The following is a 15056-nucleotide window of genomic DNA, read 5'->3' on the forward strand; positions in this document are numbered from 1 at the left end:
GCTTACCAGCTGGCCTTGGTGACACCGGGGATGTCACCAGCGAAGGCCAGCTCACGGATCTTGGCGCGGGCCAGACCGAACTGGCGGAACGTGCCGCGCGGGCGGCCCGTCATCTCGCAGCGGTTGCGCTGGCGCGTGGGGTTCGCGTTGCGCGGGAGCTTCTGCAGACCCAGGCGGGCAGCGTCACGCTCTTCGTCAGAGCGCTTGGCATCGCCAGCAATGGCCTTCAGTTCAGCGTACTTGGCGGCGTACTTGGCAGCCAGTTTTTCGCGCTTGAGTTCGCGCTGGATCAAAGCTTTCTTAGCCATGCGCCACCTTTAGTTCTTGAACGGGAAACGGAAACCGGCCAGCAGGGCCTTGGCTTCATCGTCGGTCTTGGCCGTCGTGGTGATGCTGATATTCAGACCACGCAGCGCATCCACCTTGTCGTACTCGATTTCGGGGAAGATGATCTGCTCTTTGACGCCGATGTTGTAGTTGCCACGGCCGTCGAAAGCCCGGCCGGAGATACCGCGGAAGTCACGCACGCGCGGCAGGGCCACGGTGACGAAACGGTCCAGGAATTCGTACATGCGGACGCCGCGCAGCGTCACCATGCAGCCAATCGCCTGGCCTTCGCGGATCTTGAAGCCAGCGATGGCTCGCTTGGCCTTGGTCACCACGGGCTTTTGGCCAGCGATCTTGGTGAGATCGGCCACGGCGTTGTCCATCACCTTCTTGTCGGCCACGGCTTCGCTCACACCCATGTTCAGGGTGATCTTCGTGAGACGCGGGACTTCCATGATGGATTGATAGCCGAACTTTTCCTTCAGTTCGGCCGCGATCTTGTCGCGGTAGAGTTGTTGCAGTCGTGCCATGAGGACCCCTTTAAGCCGTCTTGATTTCGGCGCCGCTGGACTTGTAGACACGCACGCGCGCGCCGTCGGCCTGCACCTTGATGCCGACGCGGTCAGCCTTGCCGGTGGCGGCGTTGAAGATCGCCACGTTGGACTGGTGGATGGGCATGGCCTTTTCCACGATGCCGCCGGTAGTGCCCTTCATGGGGTTCGGCTTGACGTGCTTCTTGACCAGGTTGATGCCTTCGATGACCAGATAGGAGTCATCCTTGCGCAGCGCGACCGTGCCGCGCTTGCCCTTGTCGCGCCCGGCGAGCACGATGATTTCATCGCCCTTGCGGATCTTGTTCATGGTGCTTCCTTCAGAGAACTTCAGGAGCCAGGGACACGATCTTCATGAAGCGCTCGGTACGCAGCTCGCGCGTCACGGGGCCGAAGATGCGGGTGCCGATGGGCTCCAGCTTTGCATTGAGCAGCACGGCGGCATTGCCGTCGAACTTGACGAGCGAGCCGTCCGCCCGGCGGATGCCCTTGGCAGTGCGAACCACCACGGCGCTGTAGACCTCGCCCTTCTTGACGCGGCCCCGCGGAGCGGCTTCTTTCACGCTCACCTTGATGATGTCGCCAACACTGGCATAGCGCCGCTTGGAGCCGCCCAGCACCTTGATGCACAGGACGGACTTGGCGCCGGTGTTGTCGGCAACCTCTAACCGAGATTCTGTCTGGATCATTTGAATATTCCCAACTTGTACCAGCGGCCCCTCGCGCCGGAAAACCCGGAGCAAAAGACGCAACGCCAGTCAGTCTTGGGCCCGTCGTCCGCGCCGCAAACCATTTCGCAAGCGTTTTCGCTGGGCAGATAAGCCTCGCGCTAGCAAAGCACGAAGCCCACAAGTGTCGCAAAAAGAAAAGCGCCCGTCAAGTGGTTTTGCCGGGCGATTTGTTTATTTTCAGGCCGGCACCGTGGCGTACTGGTGCGCCAGCTCCAGGAAGGGGGCCAGCTGCGGGTCGTGGCCGGGCAGCTCCTCGGCCAGGATCTGCGCCACCCGCGGGGCGAGCGAGGCGGCCAGGCGCGCGTCCAGGAACAGCACGCGGGCGCGGCGGGCCAGAACGTCCTCCACGGTGCGGGCGTACTCGTGGCGGGCGGCCCAGCGCACCATGGCCTCGGTCAGGCCTTCTGCCAGCGCCACGTCGGCCCCGGGCAGGGCTGCCACCTGGGCGGACTCGCCGCCGTAGGAGTGCAGGCCCTGCGGCTGGTTCATGCCCTGGCGCGCGCTGGCGCCAGCGGCGCCTACCAGGGGCAGAGAGACGGTCACCCCGGCCGCGCGGCGCGGCAGCAGCTGGGCCTCGAAGCACTTGTCCAGCACGTCCTCGGCCATGGCGCGGTAAGTGGTCCACTTGCCGCCGGTGACGGTGACCAGCCCGCTGGGGCTGGCGATCACCGTGTGCTCGCGGCTGATGCGCTTGGTGTTGCCGCCGTCGTCGTTCTGGGGCTTGACCAGCGGGCGCAGGCCGACCCAGATGCTGCGCACGTCCTGCACGGTGGGCGCGCGGCGCAGGTAGCGTCCGGCTTCGCCCAGGATGAAGGCGACCTCTTCGTTCATGGCCAGCGGCTCGCGCGCCAAGTCATGGCGCGGGCTGTCGGTGGTGCCCAGGATCAACTTGCCCAGCCATGGCACGGCAAACAGCACCCGGCCGTCGGCCGTCTTGGGCACCATCAGCGCGTGGTCGCTGGGCAGGAATTCGCGGTCCACCACCAGGTGCACGCCCTGGCTGGGCGCCACCATGGGCGCGAGCTCGCGGCCGCCGGCCTGGCCGTCGCGCTGGCGCAGCGCGTCCACCCAGACGCCAGTGGCATTGACCACGCAGCGCGCGCGCACTTCAAAGCGGGCGCTGCTCTCGGCGTCTTCGCAGACCACGCCGGCAACCTTGCCGCCCTCATACAGCAGGTCGATCGCCGGGCAGTAGTTGACCAGCAGCGCGCCCTTGGCCGCGGCGGTGCGCGCCAGGGCCAGGGCCAGGCGGGCGTCGTCGAACTGCCCGTCCCAGTATTTGACGCCGCCCTTGAGGCCATCGGCCACGGCCGTGGGCAGGCAGCGCAGGGTCTCCATGCGGCCCAGGCACTGGGTGGCGCCGAGGCCGGCCTTGCCGGCCAGCGCGTCGTACATCTTCAGGCCCGTGCCGTAAAACGGGGTCTCCCACAGCTTGTAGGACGGCATCACGAAGGCCAGCGGCTGCGCCAGGTGGGGCGCATTCTTCAATAGCGTGGTGCGCTCGTGCAAGGCCTCGCGCACCAGGGCGATGTTGCCCTGGGCGAGGTAGCGCACGCCGCCGTGCACCAGTTTCGTGGCACGCGAGGACGTGCCCTTGGCAAAGTCGTGCGACTCCAGCAGCACCACGGAAAAGCCGCGCGCCGCCGCGTCCAGCGCCACGCCCAGGCCGGTGGCGCCGCCGCCTATGACCGCCAGGTCGTAAGTTCGGGGCTGGGCCAGCTGCTGAAGCAGTGCGGCGCGATCGGTAGGCAGGGGGGTGGCGGTGGCGAGAGTCATGGCAGGGATTTTCTACGGTTCCCGGGGTTGTTTCAGGGTTAACCCGATAGCTGGATCACATCCCCAGGTTTTTCCAGGCGCGCAAGGGGCTGGCTTGGCCCCTGCGCGCCTGCATCACACGCGCCTCAGCGCACCTTGCCGTTCTTCCAGGCCGTCAGCAGCGAGTCGTAGGCGATGGTCTCGCCCTTGGGCTTTTCGTTGGCCAGCTTGTTCCAGGGTGCGTGCTGGTCGCTCAGCCACTTGGCCGGGTCGCTCTTCTTGTTCAGCTTGGGTGCGCACTTGGCCATGCCGGCGCGCTCCAGGCGGGCCATGACCTGGTCCATCTCGTCGGCCAGCGTGTCCATGGCGGCCTGCGGGGTCTTTTCGCCCGTGACGGCCTGGGCCACGTTCTTCCACCACAGCTGCGCCAGCTTGGGGTAGTCGGGCACGTTGGTACCGGTGGGCGACCAGGCTACGCGCGCCGGGCTGCGGTAGAACTCGACCAGCCCGCCCAGCTTGGGCGCCATGTCGGTCATGGCTTGGCTGCGGATGTCGGATTCGCGGATCGGCGTCAGGCCGACGATGGTCTTCTTCAGCGACGTGCTCTTGGCCGTGACGAACTGGGCGTACAGCCAGGCCGCCGCCACGCGGTCGGGGTTGTGGTCCTTGAAGAAGGTCCAGCTGCCCACGTCCTGGTAGCCGTTTTGCATCCCCTGCTTCCAGTACGGGCCGTTGGGGCCGGGGGCCATGCGCCACTTCGGCGTGCCGTCGGCGTTCACGACCGGCAGGCCGGGCTTGACCATGTCGGCGGTAAACGCCGTGTACCAGAAGATCTGCTGCGCGATCTGGCCCTGCGCCGGCACGGGGCCGGACTCGCCGAAGGTCATGCCCATGGCTTCCTTGGGCGCGTACTTCTTCATCCAGTCCACGTACTTGGTGAGCGCATAGACGGCGGCCGGCGAGTTGGTGGCGCCGCCGCGCGCCACGCTGGCGCCCACCGGCGTGCACTTGTCGTCGGCCACGCGGATGCCCCACTCGTCGATCGGCAGGCCGTTGGGCGTGCCGATGTCGGCGGTACCGGCCATGGACAGCCAGGCGTCGGTGAAGCGCCAGCCCAGGGACGGATCCTTCTTGCCGTAGTCCATGTGGCCGTAGATGGGCTTGCCGTCGATCTGCTTGACATCGTTGGTGAAGAACTCGGCGATGTCCTCGTAGGCGCTCCAGTTCAGCGGCACGCCCAGGTCGTAGCCGTACTTGGCCTTGAACTTGTCCTTCAGGTCCTTGCGCTCGAACAGGTCGGCGCGGAACCAGTACAGGTTGGCGAACTGCTGGTCGGGCAGCTGGTACAGCTTGCCGTCGGGCGCGGTGGTGAACTTGGTGCCGATGAAGTCGGCAATGTCGATGCCGGGGTTGGTGTAGTCCTTGCCCGCGCCGGTCATGTAGTCGGTCAGGTTCAGGATCTTGCCGTAGCGGTAGTGCGTGCCGATCAGGTCGGAGTCGCTGATCCAGCCGTCATAGATGCTCTTGCCCGACTGCATGGAGGTCTGCAGCTTCTCGACCACGTCGCCTTCCTGGATCAGGTCGTGCTTGACGTTGATGCCGGTGATCTCGCTGAAGGCCTTGGCCAGCGTCTTGGACTCGTACTCGTGCGTGGTGAGGGTCTCGGACACCACCACGATGTCCTTGACGCCCTTGGCCTGCAGCTTCTTGGCCGCCTCGATGAACCACTTCATCTCGGCCATCTGCTGGTCCTTGGACAGCGTGGAGGGCTGGAACTCGCTGTCCACCCACTTCTTGGCCTCGGCCTCACCGGCCCAGGCAGCCTGCCCCAAAGCCAGGGCCGCGGCGGCGAATGCTATGTGCCTGAACTGCATCTTCATTGCTGTCTCCTCGAATTGACCCCCCGTCGGCAAAGCGGCTCCGGCCCGGGGGGAGACGGACCAGATCCTTGTCTATCAACTCAAAAACGATAGCTGTTTGCGCTTGCTGCAAGCCATTTTGGCTGTGCTTTCATGCTCAATCGCTTGTGCAGCAAGCGCCAGCAGCTATCTTTTTCCTCTCAACCCTTGCGCAGCACCAGACCCAGCGCCAGCATGGACAGCACGAAGCTGATCCACACCGAAGGCTCGGCCTCCAGCGAAAACCACTGCGCCATCTTCTCGCCCAGGCCCACCCAGATCAGGTTGAGGTAGGCGGCCGTCAGCAGGCCGATGAACAGGCGGTCGCCGCGCGTGGTGGCAATCGGCAAAAAGCCCTTGCGCTCCACCGTCGGCGACTTGATTTCCCACACCGTCATGCCGATCAGCATGAGCACGATGCAGGTGAAAAATACGGCCACAGGGGTGGTCCAGGCCATCCACTCGAACATGCAATCCTCCAATCAGTTGGGAACAGAGCACGCTGCGCGTGGTCTGTCCCGCAAGGTATTCACACGCGGCCCATCGCGAAGCCCTTGGCGATGTAGTGCCGCACGAACCAGATGACGATGGCGCCGGGCACGATGGTCAGCACGCCGGCCGCGGCGAGCGTCGCCCAGTCCATGCCCGAGGCGCTCACCGTGCGCGTCATGGTCGCTACGATGGGCTTGGCGTTCACGCTGGTCAGCGTGCGCGCCAGGAGCAGCTCGACCCAGCTGAACATGAAGCAAAAGAACGCCGCCACGCCCACGCCGGCCTTGATCAGCGGCAGGAAGATGGTCAAAAAGAAGCGCGGGAAGCTGTAGCCATCGATGTAGGCCGTCTCGTCGATCTCGCGCGGAATGCCGCTCATGAAGCCTTCCAAAATCCACACCGCCAGCGGCACGTTGAACAAGAGGTGCGCCAGGGCGACTGCGATGTGCGTGTCCATCAGCCCGACGGTGGTGTACAGCTGAAAGAACGGCAGCAAAAACACGGCCGGCGGCGTCATGCGGTTGGTGAGCAGCCAGAAGAACACGTGCTTGTCGCCCAGGAACTGGTAGCGGCTGAACGCGTAGGCCGCCGGCAGCGCCACGGTGAGCGAGATCACCATGTTGATGGCCACATAGATCAGGCTGTTGATGTAGCCCGAATACCAGCTCTCGTCGGTGAAGATGGTCTTGTAGTTGTCCCAGGTGAAGTGCTGGGGCCATAGCGAGAAGCTGGACAGGATCTCCTCGTTGGTCTTGAAGCTCATGTTGACCATCCAGTAGATGGGCAGCACGGCGAAGACCAGGTAGGCGATCAAAAACAGCGTGCGTTTCTGGAAGCGCTTCCCGTCATTCATGACCTGCGCCCTCCTTCGGTGTGGTGCCCACGCGCTGCATCCAGTTGTAGAGGATGAAGCACAGCAGCAAGATGATGAAGAAGTAGATCAGCGAGAAGGCGGCCGCCGGCCCCAGGTCGAACTGGCCCACGGCCTTTTGCGTCAGGTACTGGCTCAGGAAGGTGGTGGCATTGCCCGGCCCGCCGCCCGTCAGCACGAAGGGCTCGGTGTAGATCATGAAGCTGTCCATGAAGCGCAGCAGCACGGCGATCATCAGCACGCCGCGCATCTTGGGCAGCTGGATGTAGCGAAACACCGCCAGCTTGCTGGCGCCGTCGATGCGCGCGGCCTGGTAGTAGGCGTCGGGGATGCTGCGCAGGCCGGCAAAGCACAGGAGCGCCACCAGCGGCGTCCAGTGCCACACGTCCATGGCCAGCACCGTCAGCCAGGCCTGGGTGGCGTTGCCGGTGTAGCTGTAGTCGATCCCCAGGCGCGCAAGCGTCGCGCCCAAGAGGCCAATGTCCGAGCGGCCGAAGATCTGCCAGATGGTGCCCACCACGTTCCACGGGATGAGCAGCGACAGCGCCACCACCACCAGCACGGCCGACGACTTCCAGCCCTGCGCGGGCATGGACAGCGCGAGCAAGATGCCCAGCGGAATCTCCACCGCCAGCACCGCCAGCGAGAAGGTGATCTGGCGCAGCAGCGCGCTGTGCAGCTCCTCGTCGCGCATCACAGCGGCGAACCATTCGGTGCCGACGAACACGCGCCGCTCGGGGCTGATGATGTCCTGCACCGAGTAGTTCACCACCGTCATCAGGGGCACGATGGCCGAGAAGGCCACGCACAGGATCACCGGCAGGATCAGGAACCAGGCCTTCTGGTTCACGGGCTTGGTCGTGGTGCTCATGGCAACAGCTCCTCGTCTTGGTAGAAGCAGGTGTGCTCGCCCAGCACCTGCAGCCACACCGGCTGGCCCTCGCCGGGCAAGGCCTGCTCGGGCGCGCAGCGCGCCTTGAGCACCTCGCCGCCGAGGGTGGCCGTGAGCATCTGGTGCGTGCCCAGGTCCTGCACACGCGCCACGGTGCATTGCAGCGCGCCGGCCTGGCCCGGCGCCGCCAGGTGCAGGTATTCGGGGCGTACGCCCAGGCGCAGCGCGCCGGCGGGCAGCGCGCGCGGCAGCGCCAGGCGCTGGCCCGCCACGACCAGCGCATCGCCCTGCACCTGCGCGGGCAGGAAGTTCATGCCCGGCGAGCCGATGAAGTGCCCCACGAAGGCGTGGCGCGGGCGCTCGAACAGCTCGCCCGGCGTGCCCACCTGCACGGCGCGCCCGCGCGTCATGACCACCACCTGGTCGGCAAACGTCAGCGCCTCCACCTGGTCGTGCGTGACGTAGATCAGCGTCAGCTTGAGCTCATGGTGGATCTGCTTGAGCTTGCGCCGCAGCTGCCACTTCAGGTGCGGGTCGATGACGGTGAGCGGCTCGTCGAACAGCACCGCCGCCACGTCCTCGCGCACCAGGCCGCGGCCCAGCGAGATCTTTTGCTTGGCGTCCGCTGCCAGGCCGGCCGCGCGCTGGTCCAGCTGGCCGCTCATCTCCAGCATCTCGGCGATTCTCCCCACGCGCTGGCGGATGCGCTCCGGCGCCACCTTGCGGTTCTTCAGGGGAAAAGCCAGGTTCTCGGCCACGGTCATGGTGTCGTAGATGACCGGGAACTGGAACACCTGGGCGATGTTGCGCTCCTGGGGGCTGGCGCGCGTCACGTCGCGGCCGTCAAACAGCACCTGCCCCTCGGAGGGCACCAGCAGGCCCGACATGATGTTGAGCATGGTGGTCTTGCCGCAGCCCGAGGGGCCCAGCAGCGCGTAGGCGCCGCCGTCCTCGAACGCCATGTCCAGCGGCAGCAGGGCGTAGTCGCTGTCGCTTTGCGGACGGGGCTTGTACGAATGCGCCAGTTTCAGTTCGATGCGCGCCATGTCAGTGCCCCTCGCTGCGCCGTGCCGGGGCCACGGCCAGCAGGCCCCCGGCATCAAAAACGTAAGCCTGGGCCGGGTCGAAGTGCAGCGCCACGCTGCTGCCCAGCTCCAGGTGGTGCACGCCGGTCAGCTGGGCCACCAGTTCGCCCCAGGCGGTGCTGGCGTGCACGAAGGTGTCCGAGCCGGAGATCTCCGCCAGCTCCACCGTGCCCGGCACGCCCACGTCGCCCTCGCGCGGCTGCAGGCGCAGCACGCTGGCGCGCAGGCCCAGCGTCAGCGCGTCGGCGCGTGCCAGGGCCGGCGGCAGGGTCAGCGCCAGCCGCACGCCGCCGGGCAGCAGCACGCCGCCCTCCCCCGCGCGTGCCGGCAACAGGTTCATCGGCGGGTCGCTGAAGGCGCGCGCCACCTGCAGCGAGCCGGGTGCGTGAAACACTTCGGCCGTGGGGCCGTACTGCAGCAGCCGGCCCTCGTGCAGCACGGCGGTGTAGCCGCCCAGCAGCAGCGCCTCGCCCGGCTCGGTGGTGGCATAGACCACGGTGGAGTCGCCGCTGGCGAACAGCTGCGCCAGCTCCTCGCGCAGCTCCTCGCGCAGCTTGTAGTCCAGGTTGACCAGGGGCTCGTCCAGCAGCATCAGCGGCGCGCCCTTGGCCAGGGCGCGGGCCAGCGCCACGCGCTGCTGCTGGCCGCCCGAGAGCTCGGATGGATAGCGGTTCAGGAACATCTCGATGTGCAGCCGCCCGGCCAGCTGCTGCACGCGTGCGGCCACGTCCTGGCGGGTGCCCCCGCGCAGCTTGAGCGGCGAGGCAATGTTCTCGGCCACCGTCATGGACGGGTAGTTGATGAACTGCTGATAGACCATGGCCACGTTGCGCTGGCGCACGGGCACGTCCGTCACGTCCACGCCATCGACCCGCACCTGACCCTCGGTGGGCGCGTCCAGCCCGGCCATGATGCGCATCAGGCTGGTCTTGCCGGCCTGCGTGGCGCCCAGCAGCACGGTGACGGCCCCCGCCTGCAGGCGCAGATCCAGCGGGTGCAGCCACTGCTGCCCCCCCACGCGCTTGCCGATCCCTTGCAAAACCAACTCCATTGCCGTCCTTTCCCCCGCCCCTGACACAGGTGGCAATCCCGCACCCGCGACGGCGGGCCGGCTTTTTCGTATTGGTTCATTTTTGTTCGTTTGGCGAGAATCTTTTTGCGTAGTAACCCTGAGTTTTTTCGTTTTGCTTCGTTTTACAGTGCCTACGTGGACAAAAGCAAACACTCAGCCGCCAACGCCAACCCACGCCAGCTGCTGCTGCTCGCACAGCTGCGCCAATGTCAGAGCGCCAGCGTGGAGCAGCTCGCGCAGAGCCTGGGCGTCACCTTGCAGACCGTGCGCCGCGACGTGCAGCGCCTGGCCGAGCAGGGCCTGGTGGCGCGCTTTCACGGCGGCGTGCGCCTGCCCAGCTCGACCATCGAGAACCTGGCGCACCCGCAGCGCGAGACGCTGCACGCCGAGGGCAAGCGGCGCATCGCCCGCACCGTGGCGCAGCAGATTCCGCCCGGCTGCTCGGTGATCCTGAACATCGGCACCACCACGGAGGCCGTGGCCCGCGCCCTGCTGGGCCGCCAGGGCCTGCGCGTGATCACCAACAACATCAACGTGGCCGCCACGCTCAGCGGCAACCCGGACTGCGAGGTCATCGTCGCCGGCGGCGTGGTGCGCGCACGCGACCGCGGCATCGTGGGCGAGGCGGCGGTGGACTTTCTGCGCCAGTTCCGCGTGGACATCGCCATCATCGGCATCTCCGGCATCGAGCCCGACGGCACGCTGCGCGACTACGACCTGCGCGAGGTGAAGGTGGCGCAGACCATCATCGCGCAGGCGCGCGAGGTCTGGCTGGTGGCCGACCACAGCAAGTTCAACCGCCCGGCCATGGTGCAATTGGCGACACTGGCGCAGATCGACCGGCTGTTCACCGACGCGCCACCGCCCGAGCCCTTCCCGCGCCTGCTCAAGGAGGCCGGGGTGCAGTGCACCGTCGCCGCCTGAACGCCCTGCCGCAGAACCGCCCTCTTCCCCCTCACCGCCATGACCTACCTGCTCGCCCTCGACCAAGGCACCTCCAGCTCGCGCTCCATCGTCTTTGACCGCAGCGGGCGCATCGCCGCCCAGGCCCAGCTGGAGCTGCCGCAGATCTACCCGCGCCCCGGCTGGGTGGAGCACGACGCGCGCGAGATCTGGCGCACCCAGCTGGCCACGGCGCGCCAGGCGCTGGCGCAGGCCGGCATCCAGGCGGGCGAGGTGCGCGCCATCGGCATCACCAACCAGCGTGAGACCACGCTGGTGTGGAACCGCAAGACCGGCGCGCCCATCCACCACGCCATCGTCTGGCAGGACCGGCGCGCCGAGCCGGCCTGCGCGCAGCTGCGCGAGCAGGGCCACGAGGCGCTGATCCAGGGCAAGACGGGCCTGCGCATCGACGCCTACTTCTCCGCGACCAAGCTGCAGTGGCTGCTGGCCAACGTGCCCGGCGCGCGCGCCGCGGCCGAGGCCGGCGAGCTGGCCTTCGGCACCATCGACAGCTGGCTGATCTGGCAGCTCACCGGGGGGCGGCGCCACGTCACGGACGTGAGCAACGCCAGCCGCACCATGCTGTTCAACGTGCACGACAACCGCTGGGACGACGAGCTGCTGGCGCTGCTGGACATCCCGCGCGCCCTGATGCCCGAGGTGCTGCCCTCGGCCAGCCTGGCGTTCGGCGCCACCGATGCCGCGCTGCTGGGCGGCGCCATCCCCATCGCCGGCGTGGCGGGCGACCAGCAAAGCGCCCTGTTTGGCCAGGCCTGCTTTTCGGCCGGCATGGCCAAGAACACCTATGGCACGGGCTGCTTCATGCTGATGCACACCGGCGGGCAGTTCCAGCAAAGCGAAAACGGCCTGCTCACCACCAGCGCCGCGCAGACCACCGGCGTGCCCGAGTACGCCATGGAAGGCAGCGTCTTCGTCGGCGGCGCCGTGGTGCAGTGGCTGCGCGACGGCCTGCACGCCATCCGCGCCAGCAGCGAGGTGCAGCAGCTGGCCGAGAGCGTGCCCGACTCCGGCGGCGTGATGATGGTGCCGGCCTTCACCGGCCTGGGCGCGCCCTACTGGCAGCCCGAGGCGCGCGGCACCATCACGGGGCTGACGCGCGGCAGCACGCTGGCGCACATCGCGCGCGCGGCGCTCGAATCCATCGCCTACCAAAGCGCCGCGCTGCTGGCGGCCATGAGCCGCGATGCCGTGGCCGCCGGCGGCGCGCCGGTGTCCGAGCTGCGCGTGGACGGCGGCGCCTGCGTGAACGACCTGCTGATGCAGTTCCAGGCCGACCTGCTGGGCATCCCCGTGGTGCGCCCGGCCTGCGTGGAGACCACCGCCCTGGGCGCGGCCTACCTGGCCGGCCTGGCCAGCGGGGTGTATGCCAGCACCGAGGAGCTGTCCAGCCTGTGGCGCGCCGAGCGGCGCTTCGTGCCCACCATGGCGCGCGAGCAGGCCCAGGCGCTGATGAACCGCTGGGAACACGCCGTGGCCCAGGCCACGCTGGATTGCACCCATCAAAAATAGGAGCTGCCGGCGCTTGATGCACCGGCCTTTACAGCACTTTTCACCGCCAAACCCCCGCCAACCAAGCGCCAGCAGCTCTCATTTTTGAAGCAGCCGGCCGCTCACTGCCGTTCGCCCGCGCCATGACCGATACCCGCACTGCACCGCCCCAGCCCCCCTGCATCGCCTTCATCGGCGGCGGCAACATGGCCAGCGCCCTCATCGGCGGGCTGCTCGGGCGGGGGCACCCGGCCAGCCAGATCGAGGTGGTCGAGCCCTGGGACAGCGCCCGCGACGCGCTGCGCCAGCGCTTTGGCATCGACGCCCAGGCGCACGCCGGCGCCCCGCTGGCGCGCGCGCAGCTGGTGGTGTGGGCCGTCAAGCCCCAGGCGTTCCAGGACGCCGCCCAGGCCACCGCAGCGCAGGTGCCACAGGCCCTGCACCTGAGCGTGGCCGCCGGCATCCCCACCGCCAGCATCGCGCGCTGGCTGGGCAGCGAGCGCATCGTGCGCGCCATGCCCAACACGCCGGCGCTGGTGGGCAAGGGCATCACCGGCCTGTTTGCTGCGCGCGCGGTCGATGCGCAGGGCCGCGCGCTGGTGGAGCGCGTGATCGCCACCACCGGCCAGCTGGTGTGGGTGGACGCCGAGGAGCAGCTGGACGCCGTCACGGCGCTGTCGGGCTCCGGCCCGGCCTATGTCTTCCTGTTCCTGCAGGCCATGCAGCAGGCCGGCCAGGACATGGGCCTGAGCGCCGCCCAGGCCTACCAGCTGGCCGTGGCCACCTTCCAGGGCGCCGCCGAGCTGGCCGCCCGTTCGGACGAAGGGCCCGAGGTGCTGCGCCAGCGCGTGACCAGCAAGGGCGGCACCACGCACGCGGCCATCACCCACATGCAGCAGCAGCGCATCCCCGAGCACTTCATCGCCGCGATGCGCGCCGCCGAGCGCCGGGCGCGGGAGCTGGCGCAAGAGTTTGGGGCAACCCCCTGAGGCGCTGACGCGCCTTTCCCCCTTCTCTCGAATCGCTGCGCGATTCGGGAAGGGGGGCGCCACCCGTGCGGCGGGGCGGCCCTTGCACGGTGGCCGCTGGCGGGGTTGCGCCCATTGCAGGGCCCGCGGCCACGTTTTGCAGCGGCCTGCGAAGATTCTCGTGAAAATTGGCTCCAGCGCTCGCCCAGCAAGCGCCAGAAGCTATCAATTGCGTAGCGCGTAGCCCAACGCCACGCCGGCGAAGATCGCCACGCCGATCCAGTGGCTCTTGCTGAAGGCAACGAAGCAGCCCGCGCGCGTGCGCTGGCGGATCAGCGTGTAGTGCCAGGCTACCTGCGCCGCCGCCGCCCCCAGGCCCAGCCACACCGGCCAGCCCAGGCCCAGTGGCAGCAGCACGGTGGCCGTCAGCGCCAGGCACAGGGCAAAGCACAGCATCACCCCGGCCACGTCAAAGCGCCCCAGCGTGATGGCCGAGGTCTTCATGCCGATCTTCAGGTCGTCGTCGCGGTCCACCATGGCGTACTCGGTGTCATAGGCCAGCACCAGAAACAGGTTGGCCAGCCACAGCACCCAGGCCTGGCCCGGCACCTGTCCCTGCACGGCGGCGTAGGCGATGACGATGCCGAAGTTGAAGGCGATGCCCAAAAAGGCCTGCGGCATGGCGAAAAAGCGCTTGGTGAAGGGGTACAGCACGGTGAACAGCACGGCCGGCACCGACCAGGCCACGGCCTCCCAGCGGGTCGTCAGCACCAGCGCCAGCGCGATGAGCGCCAGCGCTGCCGCCAGCACCAGCGCCTCGCGCACGCTGACCTGGCCGGTGGTGACGGGCCGCGCCTGCGTGCGCTTCACATGCCGGTCGAAGTCGCGGTCGGCCACGTCGTTGACGCAGCAGCCGGCGCTTCGCATCAGCACCGTGCCCGCCACGAAGACGGCCAGCAGGTGCCCGCCAGGAAAGCCTCCCGCCGCCACCCACAGGGCCACCAGCGTGGGCCAGACCAGCACCAGCCAGCCGGCCGGGCGGTTGAAGCGGATCAGGTCCAGGTACAGGGACAGGCGGCTGCGCGGGGGCGCGGCGGATGAAGCAGGGGCAGGCATGTCAGCAAACGAGGGGCAATGAAGCGCCCGGCCGCGCGGGCCGGGCTGGCAAAAAAAAGGGCGGCCCGGCTCACGGCCCGCGTCGGCGCTGTGCCCACTGCACCGCGACGATCACGCAGGCCAGCCAGGCCAGCGCCAGCAGCCAGCCGGCCAGCACGTCGCTGGCAAAGTGCACGCGCAGCAGCACGCGGCTGGCGCCCACGGCCAGCGCCACGCAGATGGCGGCCAGGGCCACCGGCAGCCGCCAGGCGCGGCGCAGTTGCGGCAGCACCAGCCAGGCCAGCAGCGCATAGAGCGCCAGCGTGCCGGCGCTGTGGCCGCTGGGAAAGCTGTGGCCGCTCTCGGCCACCCAGCCGTGCTCGGGGCGGGGGCGGGCCACGGCGTGCTTGAGGGCGCGCGTCCACAGTCCGGTGCCCGCCGTGCCCACCAGCCACATGCCGGCGTGCAGCCAGTCGCGCCGCCACAGCAGCGCCAGCAGCACTGCCGCGCCCAGGGCGAGCAGCACGCCGACGTGGCCCAGCTGGGTGAACGCCACCAGCGGGCCGCGCCAGGCGGAGGTGAGGTGCTGGCGCATCCAGGTGTCGGCCCAGCCGTCCAGCGCCAGCCAGGGCACGGGGCCGCCGTGGCCGGCCATGGCGGCCGCCATGCTGGCCAGGGCCAGGGCCGCCGCGGCGCCGACCAGGGCCGGTGCGCGCCTGGCGCGCAATGGTGGGCGCGCACCGGTCTGAGGCGGGCGCACAAGCACAAGGCCGCACAAGGCGGCCAAGGTCAAGGCCAGGCCGCCCAGGGCGGCGTAGCGGTCGATCCAGCTCCAGGCCATCGGGCGGCAGGCCGGCGGCAGGCG

General features: G+C 68.4%; 16 protein-coding genes. 3 read left to right on the forward strand and 13 right to left on the reverse strand.

Annotated features, from left to right (window positions below; all coding sequences use genetic code 11):
• Window positions 1-2 precede the first annotated feature (2 nt).
• From rpsN to C7H73_RS00555, 11 genes are all read right to left on the reverse strand, one after another.
• Window positions 3-308: a 30S ribosomal protein S14 gene (gene rpsN, locus C7H73_RS00505; RefSeq protein ID WP_106844853.1), complete on the reverse strand. Its 306-nt coding sequence runs from the start codon at window positions 306-308 to the stop codon at window positions 3-5.
• Window positions 309-317: 9 nt separating this feature from the next.
• Complete coding sequence (gene rplE, locus C7H73_RS00510) at window positions 318-857, reverse strand: 50S ribosomal protein L5 (RefSeq protein ID WP_106844854.1); 540 nt, start codon at window positions 855-857, stop codon at window positions 318-320.
• A 10-nt stretch (window positions 858-867) separates the two neighbouring features.
• Window positions 868-1188 carry a 50S ribosomal protein L24 gene (rplX, locus tag C7H73_RS00515; protein WP_106844855.1) on the reverse strand — a complete coding sequence of 107 codons (321 nt, stop codon included), beginning with the start codon at window positions 1186-1188 and terminating at the stop codon, window positions 868-870.
• Window positions 1189-1198: 10 nt separating this feature from the next.
• Window positions 1199-1567 carry a 50S ribosomal protein L14 gene (gene rplN / locus C7H73_RS00520; protein WP_106844856.1) on the reverse strand — a complete coding sequence of 123 codons (369 nt, stop codon included), beginning with the start codon at window positions 1565-1567 and terminating at the stop codon, window positions 1199-1201.
• A 219-nt stretch (window positions 1568-1786) separates the two neighbouring features.
• The gene (locus tag C7H73_RS00525) at window positions 1787-3385 is read right to left on the reverse strand and encodes a glycerol-3-phosphate dehydrogenase/oxidase (RefSeq protein WP_106844857.1); all 1599 of its coding nucleotides are present in this window, start codon (window positions 3383-3385) and stop codon (window positions 1787-1789) included.
• A gap of 125 nt (window positions 3386-3510) precedes the next feature.
• Window positions 3511-5244: an ABC transporter substrate-binding protein gene (locus C7H73_RS00530; RefSeq protein ID WP_106844858.1), complete on the reverse strand. Its 1734-nt coding sequence runs from the start codon at window positions 5242-5244 to the stop codon at window positions 3511-3513.
• 179 nt (window positions 5245-5423) lie between these two features.
• Window positions 5424-5732 (reverse strand): DUF2160 domain-containing protein, encoded by a 309-nt coding sequence (locus C7H73_RS00535; protein ID WP_106844859.1) that lies wholly within the window; start codon window positions 5730-5732, stop codon window positions 5424-5426.
• 59 nt (window positions 5733-5791) lie between these two features.
• On the reverse strand, window positions 5792-6607 hold the full coding sequence (locus tag C7H73_RS00540; RefSeq protein ID WP_106844860.1) for a carbohydrate ABC transporter permease: 816 nt from the start codon (window positions 6605-6607) through the stop codon (window positions 5792-5794).
• Complete coding sequence (locus C7H73_RS00545) at window positions 6600-7496, reverse strand: carbohydrate ABC transporter permease (protein ID WP_106844861.1); 897 nt, start codon at window positions 7494-7496, stop codon at window positions 6600-6602. The genes C7H73_RS00540 and C7H73_RS00545 overlap by 8 nt, the downstream gene beginning before the upstream one ends.
• Entirely contained in the window at window positions 7493-8563 is a 1071-nt protein-coding gene (locus C7H73_RS00550; RefSeq protein WP_106847474.1) for an ABC transporter ATP-binding protein, read from the reverse strand. The genes C7H73_RS00545 and C7H73_RS00550 overlap by 4 nt, the downstream gene beginning before the upstream one ends.
• Before the next feature lies 1 nt (window position 8564).
• Window positions 8565-9653: an ABC transporter ATP-binding protein gene (locus C7H73_RS00555; RefSeq protein ID WP_106844862.1), complete on the reverse strand. Its 1089-nt coding sequence runs from the start codon at window positions 9651-9653 to the stop codon at window positions 8565-8567.
• A 156-nt stretch (window positions 9654-9809) separates the two neighbouring features.
• Here C7H73_RS00555 and C7H73_RS00560 point away from each other — a divergent pair, with 156 nt between their 5' ends.
• The 3 genes from C7H73_RS00560 (at window position 9810) to proC (ending at window position 13117) form a co-directional block, all read left to right on the forward strand.
• Window positions 9810-10598: a DeoR/GlpR family DNA-binding transcription regulator gene (locus C7H73_RS00560; RefSeq protein WP_106844863.1), complete on the forward strand. Its 789-nt coding sequence runs from the start codon at window positions 9810-9812 to the stop codon at window positions 10596-10598.
• 39 nt (window positions 10599-10637) lie between these two features.
• The gene (gene glpK / locus C7H73_RS00565) at window positions 10638-12149 is read left to right on the forward strand and encodes a glycerol kinase GlpK (RefSeq protein WP_106844864.1); all 1512 of its coding nucleotides are present in this window, start codon (window positions 10638-10640) and stop codon (window positions 12147-12149) included.
• 122 nt (window positions 12150-12271) lie between these two features.
• Window positions 12272-13117, forward strand: coding sequence for a pyrroline-5-carboxylate reductase (gene proC / locus C7H73_RS00570; protein WP_106844865.1), 846 nt, complete (start codon window positions 12272-12274; stop codon window positions 13115-13117).
• A 204-nt stretch (window positions 13118-13321) separates the two neighbouring features.
• Here proC and ubiA read toward each other — a convergent pair whose 3' ends face one another.
• Together ubiA and C7H73_RS00580 are read right to left on the reverse strand one after the other, a co-directional pair.
• Window positions 13322-14212, reverse strand: a complete 891-nt coding sequence (gene ubiA, locus C7H73_RS00575; protein ID WP_106844866.1) for a 4-hydroxybenzoate octaprenyltransferase — start codon at window positions 14210-14212, stop codon at window positions 13322-13324.
• A 70-nt stretch (window positions 14213-14282) separates the two neighbouring features.
• The gene (locus C7H73_RS00580; protein ID WP_106844867.1) at window positions 14283-15032 is read right to left on the reverse strand and encodes a phosphatase PAP2 family protein; all 750 of its coding nucleotides are present in this window, start codon (window positions 15030-15032) and stop codon (window positions 14283-14285) included.
• Window positions 15033-15056 lie beyond the last annotated feature (24 nt).

Origin of the sequence: Pulveribacter suum (assembly GCF_003013695.1) — a bacterium.
GTDB lineage: Bacteria > Pseudomonadota > Gammaproteobacteria > Burkholderiales > Burkholderiaceae_C > Melaminivora > Melaminivora suum.

Bases quoted from the DNA above. Each gene is read 5' to 3' on its own strand.
- rpsN (WP_106844853.1), bottom strand. From the start codon at position 308: ATGGCTAAGAAAGCTTTGATCCAGCGCGAACTCAAGCGCGAAAAACTG.
- rplE (WP_106844854.1), bottom strand. From the start codon at position 857: ATGGCACGACTGCAACAACTCTACCGCGACAAGATCGCGGCCGAACTG.
- rplX (WP_106844855.1), bottom strand. From the start codon at position 1,188: ATGAACAAGATCCGCAAGGGCGATGAAATCATCGTGCTCGCCGGGCGC.
- rplN (WP_106844856.1), bottom strand. From the start codon at position 1,567: ATGATCCAGACAGAATCTCGGTTAGAGGTTGCCGACAACACCGGCGCC.
- C7H73_RS00525 (WP_106844857.1), bottom strand. From the start codon at position 3,385: ATGACTCTCGCCACCGCCACCCCCCTGCCTACCGATCGCGCCGCACTG.
- C7H73_RS00530 (WP_106844858.1), bottom strand. From the start codon at position 5,244: ATGAAGATGCAGTTCAGGCACATAGCATTCGCCGCCGCGGCCCTGGCT.
- C7H73_RS00535 (WP_106844859.1), bottom strand. From the start codon at position 5,732: ATGTTCGAGTGGATGGCCTGGACCACCCCTGTGGCCGTATTTTTCACC.
- C7H73_RS00540 (WP_106844860.1), bottom strand. From the start codon at position 6,607: ATGAATGACGGGAAGCGCTTCCAGAAACGCACGCTGTTTTTGATCGCC.
- C7H73_RS00545 (WP_106844861.1), bottom strand. From the start codon at position 7,496: ATGAGCACCACGACCAAGCCCGTGAACCAGAAGGCCTGGTTCCTGATC.
- C7H73_RS00550 (WP_106847474.1), bottom strand. From the start codon at position 8,563: ATGGCGCGCATCGAACTGAAACTGGCGCATTCGTACAAGCCCCGTCCG.
- C7H73_RS00555 (WP_106844862.1), bottom strand. From the start codon at position 9,653: ATGGAGTTGGTTTTGCAAGGGATCGGCAAGCGCGTGGGGGGGCAGCAG.
- glpK (WP_106844864.1), top strand. From the start codon at position 10,638: ATGACCTACCTGCTCGCCCTCGACCAAGGCACCTCCAGCTCGCGCTCC.
- proC (WP_106844865.1), top strand. From the start codon at position 12,272: ATGACCGATACCCGCACTGCACCGCCCCAGCCCCCCTGCATCGCCTTC.
- ubiA (WP_106844866.1), bottom strand. From the start codon at position 14,212: ATGCCTGCCCCTGCTTCATCCGCCGCGCCCCCGCGCAGCCGCCTGTCC.
- C7H73_RS00580 (WP_106844867.1), bottom strand. From the start codon at position 15,032: ATGGCCTGGAGCTGGATCGACCGCTACGCCGCCCTGGGCGGCCTGGCC.